Here is a 12,264-nt window from a genome sequence, read left to right on the forward strand (position 1 = left end):
ACATGCATAGGATCAAAATATTATTTATATCATACAATATATGTACACAGGAAAATGTAAAATTTTTTATTTTTTAATCGGTTTAATTAAATTTAGAATTTATTAAATTGTAGTTTATTTTATTGGATTAATTGCGAAAAAATACTAAAAATATAAATAAAAATAAGACCGTCAAAATACCCTTATCAGAAACGAATAAATATGTCATATGGCTTTCATATTTTATTTTTATGATACTTGTTGTTTCTGCAACAACACATAAAATCGAAGATGATGATTTTTTCTGGCATCTTTCTACCGGTAAGTATATTACTGAAAGCGGGAGCATTCCTGTTACTGATGTTTTCGGGTATGTAGCACCGGAAACAAAATGGATCCCGTTTGAATGGGGTTCTGACATTCTATTTTACAAAATTTTCCAGGCTTTTGGTTACAACGGAATTTATATCTTCCGTTCAGTGGTATTTTGTATAATCTTTGTTATCCTGTTCAGATTATATTCAAAGTTCAGGATCAATTTAATTATATATCTGTTAGGGTCATTCATTCTTCTTGCAGGGATGTTTAACAGGTTTTCACCCAGGCCGCATTTATTCACATATTTGTTTTTAGCAATAATGCTGTACCTGTTGCTCACTTACAGGTATATAGACCGTGATAAATATTTCAACAGGCTGTATCTATTGCCTGTAATTTTTTTATTATGGGGCAATTTGCATCCGGGAGTAATTACAGGCATTATTTTTCTTCTTATCTTTACATCTTCGGAATTACTCACATATAAATTTCCTTCACCCGCTTTGGGAAGCTTTGATAAAATAAAAGAAGCCGGCAGGCTGAAAATACTTGTAATAATAACACTCATTTCATTGTTAGTACTGCTTGTAAACCCGCATGGCTTTTCGACATATCAATATATTTATCAGCACACAAATATGAAAATGCTGGAAAATATCGCGGAATGGATAAGCCCTTTCAGCAGTAAAATAAATGCTACGTTTGTTATAACCATATACAAAATATTATTGTTTTCTTCTATTGCTGTTCTATATTTTGCATACAAAAAAAAGGATATCCTGTTTGCATTATTGGTTTTGGTATTTGGGTTTTATTCAGTTACCGCTATAAGATTCACAGTCGATTTTGAGCTTATTGTTGTTCCTTTACTAATAATAAGCATTGATGGAATGCTATCCGGAATAAAAAGCAGCATGTACAGAAAAATAATAAACGGGTATCCTTCATTAATTGTTTTGATGATAATTTTTATTTATTTAGCTGTACAGTTCCAGAGGGATGAATTTTACATATCTATCCAGTATAACCGTGAAGCGGGAACAGGGATCAGCGGCAGATATTTTCCTCTGGGTCTTTACAAATTCATTAAAGAAAATAAGATTAAAGGTGTACCGTTCAATAATTTTGATACCGGCGGCTACCTGAAATGGGAAATTCCAGAGGAGAATATATTTATCGACAGCCGCAATCTTAGCGATGAGTTATACAATGAATATAATTCCATACTTAAAATGCAGCCTGGTTTTGAGAACAAACTTGAGAAGTACGGGATAAACCAGGTAATGTTTTTTGACCCGTTGCTCACACGGTTCCCGAATGTGATCAAACAGAACATCACCGAGTTTTTATTCCGCAACAAAGAGTGGGCACTTGTCTACTTTGATGATCTTTCATTTTTATTTCTTAAAAGAACACCTGAAAATGCGGATGTAATTAATAAATACAGCTATACCGTATTTAATCCTTACACAGCATTGTTTAACATGCCTCAGTTTAATGCAGATGTGAAAAATTCACCAATAGCTGCGCAGAACGAAGCAAAAAGAAAGCTGGCAGAAGAGCCAAACGGGTATTTCTTTTCAGGGATGAACGCTATGTTAAGGCAGATACTTAAACAGTAACATAATTTCTGCTTCACATTCAGTTTTTAACAATAAAAGGCGTTACTTTTTCAGGTAACGCCTTTTTCGAAGAGCTTTCCCGGCCATTTTCCGGGAAAATTCAATCGGAGGTATTTCTGGTAATATTACTTAATCAAAACGATCTTTTTAGTTTCTGAAGCAAAATCGGTTTCAATTCTGTAGAAATATACACCGCTGTTCAGGTTTGAAGCGTCTAAGGTAACTGAATGTAAACCTTCCGGCTTTTTACCGTTAACAAGCTCTGCAACTGTTCTTCCTAGTAAATCATATACACTTATCTTTACAAATGATTCTTTTACAAGGTTATAACTGATATTTGTTGAAGGATTGAACGGGTTGGGATAGTTAGTTGAGAGTCCCTTAAAATCACCTGAGCCATTCCTTGTAAGTTCAGTTATCCCGATAACACCATAATCATTTCCAAAGAAACCACCTGCATATATTATCGGGTATGCGGGTTTTACTGAAATACTATACGCTCCATCACCTGCATTTGTCGGACCATTGAACCTGCATTCCCACCTCTGGTTGCCGGTTTCACCGTAACCATAGGTTAAAAAATCATTCTGCTGTCCTGTTTTAAAGCTTTCGCCTGTAACATAAACGTATACATCCCAGCAAGGTACATCGCCTTCGCCGCCCGGTGAACCGGAAGCTATACAGGTTTTATTTATAACTTTTATATCCCGGGCTTTATCAGAAAGTCCGCCGTCATTTCTTTTAAGCCAATCCTGGTTGCCTGTTGAATTATTGTATTTAATTGTAACAAAATCATAGCTTGCTGTTCCTGATGATTTGCTGTACCCGGTAACATAAACATGTCCGTAAACATCCAGGTCAATTCCGGTTGCTGCATCAGTATCATTAATTGGAGTATTTGTATATCTTTTCAACCACTGCTGCTGTCCGGAGGTGTTATATTTTATAGTTGCGTAATCAAGCTTTGAATTTCCGCCATGAGAAGAACCTGTTACAAATACATTACCCATACCGTCAACTCTAAGCTCACTTGCTATATCATTAAGATATGCAGGACCATCATATCTTGATGCCCATTGCTGCTGACCGCTTGCATTATATTTAACGGTTAAGTAATCATAGCCCTTACCCTGCTGCTCACTGCCGCCTGTAACATAAACATTACTGTTTGCATCAAGATTTATTGAAAGCGCTTTATCATTTTTGCTTGAAGGACCGTTATACCTCTTTGCCCACTGAAGCACACCGTTTGAATTATATTTTACTGTCAGGTAATCACCATTGAGATCATCATTTCCCCAGCTTTCACCTGTTACATATACATTACCTGCATTATCAACAACAATTGCATTCGCATAATCATAATAATAGCATTCTGAACCGACTGCTCCATCATATCTTGCGACCCACAATTGCTGGCCGTTGTTGTTATATTTTATCGTACAGTAATCTTCACTTCCGTAATCTCCACCTGAACGGCTCCAGCCCGTCACATATACATTTCCCGCATTATCTATTGTTGTAGCAGAAGCATAATCAAGGTTATGTCCTGGACCGTCATATCTGACTGCCCAGATATAGTCCCCATCCTCTCCGAACTTTATGGTTGCATAATCTTCTTTTGTACTGTTTGAACCCCAGCTGACACCGGTTGCATATACAAACCCGAAGTTATCCTGGGTTATACCGGTACATTTATCAATTTGTCCGCCCGGACCGTTGTAAACAAGAACCTTTGTAACCAACTGACTGAATGAAACTGATGTAATAAACAGCATTGTTAATACTGTTATTTTTATTATCGTTTTCATTTCTTTCCCCCTGTAGTTTTAGATACAATTGTTTGAATTAAACATTAAAAAACCAAGTTTTTATATAAACCTTTTACAAATTGAAATTATTATTTAACTAAAACCATTTTAAATGTCTTTACAAACTTTTCTCCGTCATTTCCGCTTGCTTCAAGCCTGTATATATATAATCCGCTTGCCATATCTGATGCATTCCATGTAAATGAATATTTACCGGGAGTTAATTCTTCATTTACTGCAGTATTAACTGCTTCACCCAGAACATTGAATATAGTTAGCTTAACATTCGATGCTTTGGGAATATCGAACGATATTAATGTATTTGGATTGAACGGATTCGGATAGTTATTATAAAGCTTAAATTCTGCAGGAATTTCACTGTTATTCTGGCTTAGCCCTGTAATTGCTGTAGTAAAGCTCCACCTGGTACTGTACGGACTTGACATACATACATTATTTGATAAAACTTTCCAGTAATATCTTGTATTTGACTGCAGTCTTCCTGCCGGTACTGTTATCTGCCTGTTAACAATATTGTTTGAATCAAGCACAAGATTTGTAAAACCTGTGTCAGTAGCAATTCTGACCCTGTAAGATGAAGCAATAGTTATTGTATCCCATCTTAAAACAGGCGTGATATTAACTGTAGAATTATTAGCAGGCAGTAACAGATTCGGCGCGTAAACTTCTGGCAAAGCTGTTCTGAAATTGCGAACGCTTGACCAGCTTGCACTTTCACCCACCTGGTTGGTAGCTCTGATACGCCAGTAATATTGAGTGTTGTATGCAAGAACTCCCGGAGGCATAACATATTGTGAAACATTTATACCTGCAACATTATAAACTATATTCGTAAAGTTCTGGTCAGTTGCTATCTGCAGCCTGTAATTACATACCGGCGGGAAAACATCAGACCAATCAAGAGTACCTGTAGTACTGAAACATGTTGCACCGTTTGAAGGAGCACTTAGTGATGCCGCACCCGGTAATAACCAGCCCCCTGTTGTGGTTTTAATGATCGTTCCGTTTATTCCAACAGCCCAGCCTATACTTGTATCTACAAATGATACGGCAGTTAACATACTAGATGTATTGCTAGTCTGGCTGTACCAGTTGGTACCACCGTTGGAAGTTTTCCTGATAGTACCGTAATCACCTACGAGTACATAAAAATTCTGATTCTTTACAGAATTAGCCATAAGCCAGTTACTTGTTCCGCTGGACTGGCCACTCCATGTGTTGCCAAGGTTAGTTGATTTACGAATAAATCCGCCTTCACCAATTATAACGGCTTCATTAGTTGCCGTAAAGTTTACCATTTCAATTTGTGATGATGTACCGCTTGAGATCTCAGACCAGTTAACACCGCCGTTTGTAGTTCTTATAAGCTTGCCGAACTGCCCTGCTGCAAACCCATTACTTGCATCTGCAAAGCTTACGCTTGTCAGGTTTGTTGTTAAACCGGTTGAGTAAGAAACCCAGTTAGTTCCGGCATTGGTGGTACGAAGGAAAGTACCATACCATCCTGCTGCAAAGCCGGTGGCTGAGTTAATAAAGCTTACTGAACGAAGCTGGTACCCCACACCTGTCGGCTGATTGTTCCAGCTTGAGCCTCCGTTGGTTGTGCGCAGAATAACACCCACATCTCCAACAACCCAGCCGGTATTTCCGTTAATGAAATATACAGCGAACAAATGGACATTTGTACCGCTGGATACTGCAGCCCAGTTCGTACCACCATTGGTGGTTCGCAGAATTGTACCGGATTGACCTACAATAATTCCGGTTGATGCGCTGGCAAAATAAACTCCGTTTAAATTATTACTTGTTCCGCTAGTCTGCGTGAACCATCCGTAAGGCTGAGAATAAAGTTTAACACATGCTAAAATAAAAAAAACTAAAACAAAGATTGTAGACTTTTTCATAAAATTTCTCCCCCTATAAAGAAATTTATACTGATTATTACTACTGAATAATACTATACTAAGTAACGTTATTCACTAACTGATTTATGTAAACATAATATTTTATGTATCAGATAGCAACAGTTTACCCTAGCTTTTTTCGTGATTTATTTCAAATGACAGTTTTACGGTAGAAATTCAAATAAGAGTTAAATTCGAAAGAAACATGTTTAATTTGGAAGTGGGAAAAAAAATAAAAAACCCGTTGAAAATATTCAACGGGTTAGTTATCTGAATTTAAATATACTACTATGCTTTTCTGTATGCGTCAATGATTCTTGCTGTTCTAACTCCTTCTTTTACATCATGTACCCTGATAATATGAGCACCGTTCAATACTCCAATTGTATTGAGCGTAATAGTACCTTCGTGCCTGTCATTAACATCCTCGTTATCAAGTATCTTGGCAATCATGCTTTTCCTTGAAACACCTATCATTATAGGAGTATCAAGTCTTTTTAAGTCACTCAGATTTTTAAGTATCTGCAGATTATGTTCAACCGTTTTACCGAAACAAATTCCCGGATCGATAATTACCTGTTTAATACCAGCTACATTTGCTTTCCATGCAACATTTTCAAAATAAGTTATTATCTCAGCCATAAGGTCATCATACTTTGGGTCATTCTGCATATCTTTAGGTGTACCTTTGATGTGCATCGCAATTGCTGAGGCTTTATGCTTTGCAATTGTTTCAGCCATAACGCTTTCAAACCCGAATGCGCTGATATCATTTACAATTAACGCGCCTGCTTTCAGAGCCTCATCTGCGACTTCAGCGCGATAGGTATCAACACTTATGGGAATGCTTACCTCTTTTGCAAGTGCTGTTATCACAGGTAAGACCCTTTTTAATTCTTCTTCAGCGGATACTTCATCTGCACCGGGTCGAGTGGAAGCCCCGCCAACTTCGATAAAATCAGCGCCAAGCTTTTCCATTTCTTTGCCATGAGCGATTGCTGCTGCAGGATCCATAAATTTTCCGCCATCGCTGAATGAATCAGGTGTAACATTTATAACACCCATTACATGGGTCCTTGCGCTCAGATCGTAAACTTTTTTACCGAATGTATATGAATAATTATCGTTCATTAAATGATTTTATATTTAGATTATTGTATTAATTTTCAATTTCAGTATCTTCAATTTTTGTAAATAAAATTTCCGGTTTGTTCAGCTTATGGCCGCCTTTAAGAAGCATTTCATATGAGCTGTTCCAGCTGTTACCTTCAGGAGATATATTCAGCATTCTGAACAGCTTTTCTGATGCAAAAGGCAAAACCGGGTTGAATAAAACGGCAAATGCTCTGCAAAGCTGAAGGCAGGTATTTATAATTGTACCGCATCTTGTTTTATCATCTTTAATTACCTTCCATGGCTCTGTATCATTAAAATACTTATTCGCTTCGCGGACAAGATTCATAGTTTCACTTACTGCGTCCTTAAATTTGTAATTTTCATAATAAGATGCAATACTTGATGTATATGATTTTATGCTGTTTATAATATTACTGTCAATTTCTTTGTATTCACCGGCTTCAGGAACTACTCCTTCAAAGTATTTTTCCGCGAATACGAATGTACGGTTAACAAAATTTCCGAGAATTGCACCAAGCTCGTTGTTATTTTTAGCCTGCAGGTCTTTCCAGTAGAAATCGGAATCTTTATTCTCAGGCAGGCTTGTTGCAAGAGCGTACCTGACGCTATCGGGGTTATATTTACCAACAGCATAAGCTACATCTATCGAGTGTCCCCTGCTTTTTGAAAGCTTGCCGCCTTCAAAATTGAGGAATTCATTCGCCGGAACGTTATCTGGAAGAATAAGATCACCATGCGCCATTATCATGGCCGGAAAAAAAATAGCGTGAAATATAATATTATCCTTACCAACAAAGTGAACAAGCATAGTATCATCCTTACACCAGTAATCTTTCCATTTTTCAGGAGTACCCAGTTCTTCAAAATATTCCTTTGTGATAGATATATAACCTATAGGCGCTTCGAACCAGACATAAATCACTTTGCCATCGTTTCCTTCAACGGGTACAGGAACTCCCCATGCCATATCACGTGTAATTGCCCTGTCATGAAGTCCCGTTTTAAACCAGCCATTGCAGTAATTCACAACATTTGGCTTCCATTCACCGTGTGAAGCAATCCATTCCTTTAATCTATCCTGGAACTTTGACAGCGGGAAAAAGTAATGAGTTGATTCTTTTACAACAGGTGTATCACCAGTAATTTTGGAACGCGGATTAATGAGCTCCAGCGGTGAAAGCGCGCTTCCGCAATTTTCGCATTCATCTCCCCTGGCTTCTTCGAAGCCGCAGACCGGACATGTGCCGATTACATAACGGTCAGCCAGAAAGCGCTGTTCCTTTTCGGAATAAAGCTGCTTTTCAGTTTTTTTGTAAAGAAGATCTTTACTGTAAAGATTAAGGAAAAAATCCTGTGCGGTTTTTTTATGCATTTCTGTTGAAGTACGGGAATAAATATCAAATGCGATACCCAGATCTTCAAAAGCCTTTTTATTGGCAAAGTGATACTTATCAATTATCTCTTTTGGTGAAACACCTTCCTGCAGCGCAGACATTTCAATGGCTGTGCCGTGTTCATCGGAGCCGCAGATGAAAACTACATCTCTGCCTGCAGCCCGTAAATAACGGACATACATATCCGGCGGAAGGTATGCTCCCGCTATGTGCCCTAAATGGATATTTCCGTTGGTATAAGGTAAAGCAGCTGTAACTAAGATCCTGTTGTATTTTGTTGATTTTTCCATAATAATCTACAAATATACCCATCATAAAAATAAAAAGCCTGCCATAAATACGGCAGGCGGTTTTAAACATTAAAACAGAAGATTCCTGCTTCCGCAATAACGACAAATTTTATTTCACCAATACCATTTTTTTTCTTTCTGTAAATTCACCCGCACTCAGCTCATAAAAATATACACCGCTTGGGAAATTGGTGCCATCCCAATTAACATCATAACTGCCCTGCTTTTTGTTTTCATTAACAATGGTACTAATTTGTACTCCAAGTGAATTATAAATCTTCACTGTAACAAATGAACTCACAGGAATTTCATACTTGATATTTGTTACAGGATTAAACGGGTTAGGATAGTTTTGTGAAAGTGAAAAGTTTATTATATAGTTATTATTGCCAATTGAAGTTATATAAGGCTTGACCCTGATAAAAGTGCCTTCATTTGTAAAACCATAATTAAGAACATATATATTTCCGTCCGTCCCCTGTGAAACAGAAACAGGCCTGCCTGTAGCAGCCCAGGGAGTTATGTATTCAATAGAATCAAGTGAAGAATTTAAAGTGGCTGTATATAACGATTGAAAGCTATAGCTGCCGAATATCACTTTACCGGAAAGCGTGGGGAACTGTGTACCATTATATATAATTATACCTGTAGGCACGTAAGCATTCAATGCGAACATCGGCTGTTTCAATGAATCAATGTAAGGTGAGCAATACCCCTGGCAAACAGGCCAGCCGTAATTTTTCCCTTTTCTGATGAAATTCAGCTCATCTACTGAGCTTCCGTTTTCCGTTGAATATAAAGAATCATTAAAAGGACTGAAACAAAAATCAAAGGTATTTCTTAAGCCGCGAGCCCATATCCTGTCATCACTTCCGGTCAAAGGATTACCATCATCATAAAACGGATTGTTGACAGGTATAGTACCGTCCCTGTTTATTCTTAGTATCTTACCACGCGGAGAGTTCAAAAGCTGCGCATCATTGTTATTGCTGCCGGTACCTACAGAAACATATAATTTATCATCAGCTCCAAAGTGCATATTTCCCCCGTAATGAATTCCCGATTGAGCCTGCAGAATATTGAGTATTATTACCGGTGATGTACCGGTATTATTATTTTCTGTGAACCTTATCACCCTTATTGATGGCGGCGAGAGATGTGTATAATAAACATATACGTAATGGTTTGAGTTAAAGCCGGGGTCAGTACAGACACCCAGCACTCCGCTTTCCTGGCCGGAAAAATAAAGTGAATCTCTGAAATTCCAGAAGGTTTTAATGAAGGAACCGTTTTGATTATATACTCTTACCGTACTGTCTTTTAAAGTTATTAACAATTTATCTGAATCCATAAAGGAAAATGCAACAGGTTTTGGGAGTCCTGTGATCAGGGTATCGATAGAATATGACTGCGAAAAAACACAGTAATGAATAAATAAAAGAAATATTCCGTGAAAAATTTTTGGCATATAGATAAATAATTCGGATAAAATACAGATTATTTATTAATAAAAAAAGCGTTCAAAGGGATTGAACGCTTTTTTGTTTAGTAGCTTATAATTACTACTTATACTTACAAATTATTTTACCAGCACCATTTTCTTTTCAACAGACTGGCTGCCATTAATTGTCATCTTATAGAAATAAACACCGCTTGGCATATTAAGCGCATTCCATTCAATTGAATACCTGCCTGCAGCTTTGGTTTCATTAAGCAGCACGGATACTTCTTTTCCTGTCATATCATATACAGCGATATTAACAAATGCATTATCACCAATATTGAAGTTAATGCTTGTTGCGGGATTGAACGGATTCGGGTAGTTCTGTTCCAGTGAAAATCCGGCAGGCAATTCATTTGAATTGCCGTTTATGCCTATTAAAGCATCCTGCAGCTTAAAAATAGTACCGCTTGAACCTACAATATATAGTTCATTATTCTGGTCAACACCAAAAGAAGGAACACCCTGAGGAGCAATACCTATTATTGAATTATCACTTACTGTTCCGCCGTTCAGCAATAATTTCCATACTTTTCTGCTGCCGTAATCTGCATAAATATATCTTCCTACCAGCCAGGGAACTCTGGACCCGCGGTAAACGTAACCGCCGGTAATGGATATATCAGAACCCGAGTTGGGATATGTAGCTATCGGGAAAGTATAAGTACCTATAGCCTGGCAGCCGCTGGTATTATAAGGCTGATTGCCCTCATAACATCTCCACCCGTAATTTTTACCTACTGCCAGAGTATCCACTTCTTCAACGGCATCCTGGCCAACATCACCGCAGTAAATTGTGCCTGTAACTGCATCTCGTGAAAAACGCCATGGATTTCTCATACCAGTAGCATAAATTTCCGGCGCTCCGCCGCCTGTTGCAAACGGATTTGTAGGCGGAATGCTGTAATTGTTTCCGCCGCTGGGAGTGTTAACATCAATTCTTAATATTTTACCTAATAGTGAATTTACATTCTGCGCATTATTGTTCGGGTCACCGCCTGAGCCGCCGTCACCTGTCCCGATGTAAAGGTTACCTTCTCCGCCAAACATCAGGCATCCGCCGTTATGATTGGTATATGTGGGATGCAGTATAGTAAGCATGTTAAGCTCGCTTAATGAATCAGCTTTATTCGGGTTACCTGACTGGGTTGTGAACCTTGAGATCCTTAACGCTCCATCGCTTGAGCGGGTATAGTAAATATAAAAATACCTGTTTGATGTATAATTGGGATGGAATGCTAACCCGAGCAAGCCTCTTTCATTTCCGGACTGGCTTACTAAGTTGGTTACATCCAAAAATGTCTGCACATTTGTTGTCATTGAATCATTCGGGAAAACTCTGATAAGTCCGCGCTGCTGAACAACAAATATGCGGTTTGTTCCATCACCGGAATGAGTTAAAAACAAAGGAAGCGAAAAGGAAAGATTCGGGAACGCATTCACAAAGTTTACCTGAGAGTAAACCTGCGCCGCCGCGAAAAACAACAGGATAAGCAGTAATTTAATATTTTTTATCATTTAGTATAAATAGTTAATTAATTTGTTTTCAGAATAAAATTTTAGTTCCTTCTGCCCAGCAGCCTTAACAGGAAGAGGAACAGGTTAATGAAGTCAAGATAAAGTGTTAATGCACCCATGATGGATGCTTTTTTACCGTCTTCGGAAGCTGCGTCAATTCCGCCAGCCATATTTTTGATCTTCTGGGTATCGTAAGCCGTTAAGCCCACAAAAAGTACGACACCAACGAATGAAATAATCCAGCTCATCATGCTGCTGTTCAAGAACAGGTTAACAACCATGGCAACTATGAGTCCGATGAGAGCCATAGTCAAATATCCGCCGAACTTAGTAAGATCCATTTTAGTAATGAACCCAAGAATACTTGTTCCGCCGAACATCATTGAGCAGATCAAAAATGTAGAAAATATTGATGCACCCGTATAAATTATAAAGATAGGTGAAAGTGTTACTCCGTTTAAGAACGAATAGAACAGGAATGCAAGTAGTCCCAAAATCGCAGGCATTTTATTTATCAGGAAAGAAAGCCCGAGTACAATAAGGAATTCAACTATCATTAATCCGTAGAATACATATATATACTCCGATATAAGATTAATAAATTGTGTTTCAGAAAGTATTAAAAATGGTGCAACTGAAACACCAGCTGTAATAAAAAGACCCAAAGACATCCACATATATACCTTAAGTATGAATGTTCTGGCTGAATCCTGTGCCCCGGTATATGAATCCTGCATTACAGGAATTGGTTCCATAATAAAAATCTCCT

The 12,264-nt window shown here is 37.9% G+C and carries 8 protein-coding genes; 1 reads left to right on the forward strand and 7 read right to left on the reverse strand.

Annotation, left to right across the window (positions count from 1 at the left end; all coding sequences use genetic code 11):
* Positions 1-230 precede the first annotated feature (230 nt).
* Complete coding sequence (locus J0M37_14780) at positions 231-1,919, forward strand: hypothetical protein (protein ID MBN8586352.1); 1,689 nt, start codon at positions 231-233, stop codon at positions 1,917-1,919.
* A 125-nt stretch (positions 1,920-2,044) separates the two neighbouring features.
* Here J0M37_14780 and J0M37_14785 read toward each other — a convergent pair whose 3' ends face one another.
* The 7 genes from J0M37_14785 to J0M37_14815 form a co-directional block, all read right to left on the reverse strand.
* Positions 2,045-3,730, reverse strand: coding sequence for an SBBP repeat-containing protein (locus J0M37_14785; GenBank protein MBN8586353.1), 1,686 nt, complete (start codon positions 3,728-3,730; stop codon positions 2,045-2,047).
* A gap of 89 nt (positions 3,731-3,819) precedes the next feature.
* Positions 3,820-5,655 (reverse strand): T9SS type A sorting domain-containing protein, encoded by a 1,836-nt coding sequence (locus J0M37_14790; protein MBN8586354.1) that lies wholly within the window; start codon positions 5,653-5,655, stop codon positions 3,820-3,822.
* Between the two features lie 288 nt (positions 5,656-5,943).
* On the reverse strand, positions 5,944-6,786 hold the full coding sequence (gene folP / locus J0M37_14795) for a dihydropteroate synthase (protein MBN8586355.1): 843 nt from the start codon (positions 6,784-6,786) through the stop codon (positions 5,944-5,946).
* A 28-nt stretch (positions 6,787-6,814) separates the two neighbouring features.
* The gene (metG, locus tag J0M37_14800; GenBank protein ID MBN8586356.1) at positions 6,815-8,476 is read right to left on the reverse strand and encodes a methionine--tRNA ligase; all 1,662 of its coding nucleotides are present in this window, start codon (positions 8,474-8,476) and stop codon (positions 6,815-6,817) included.
* Between the two features lie 109 nt (positions 8,477-8,585).
* On the reverse strand, positions 8,586-9,944 hold the full coding sequence (locus tag J0M37_14805) for a PQQ-dependent sugar dehydrogenase (GenBank protein MBN8586357.1): 1,359 nt from the start codon (positions 9,942-9,944) through the stop codon (positions 8,586-8,588).
* A 111-nt stretch (positions 9,945-10,055) separates the two neighbouring features.
* Complete coding sequence (locus J0M37_14810) at positions 10,056-11,495, reverse strand: PQQ-dependent sugar dehydrogenase (protein MBN8586358.1); 1,440 nt, start codon at positions 11,493-11,495, stop codon at positions 10,056-10,058.
* A gap of 41 nt (positions 11,496-11,536) precedes the next feature.
* Positions 11,537-12,232, reverse strand: coding sequence for a Bax inhibitor-1/YccA family protein (locus J0M37_14815; GenBank protein MBN8586359.1), 696 nt, complete (start codon positions 12,230-12,232; stop codon positions 11,537-11,539).
* Positions 12,233-12,264: the final 32 nt, after the last annotated feature.

It is taken from the genome of Ignavibacteria bacterium (assembly GCA_017303675.1).
Lineage (GTDB): Bacteria > Bacteroidota > Ignavibacteria > Tepidaquicellales > OLB5 > OLB5.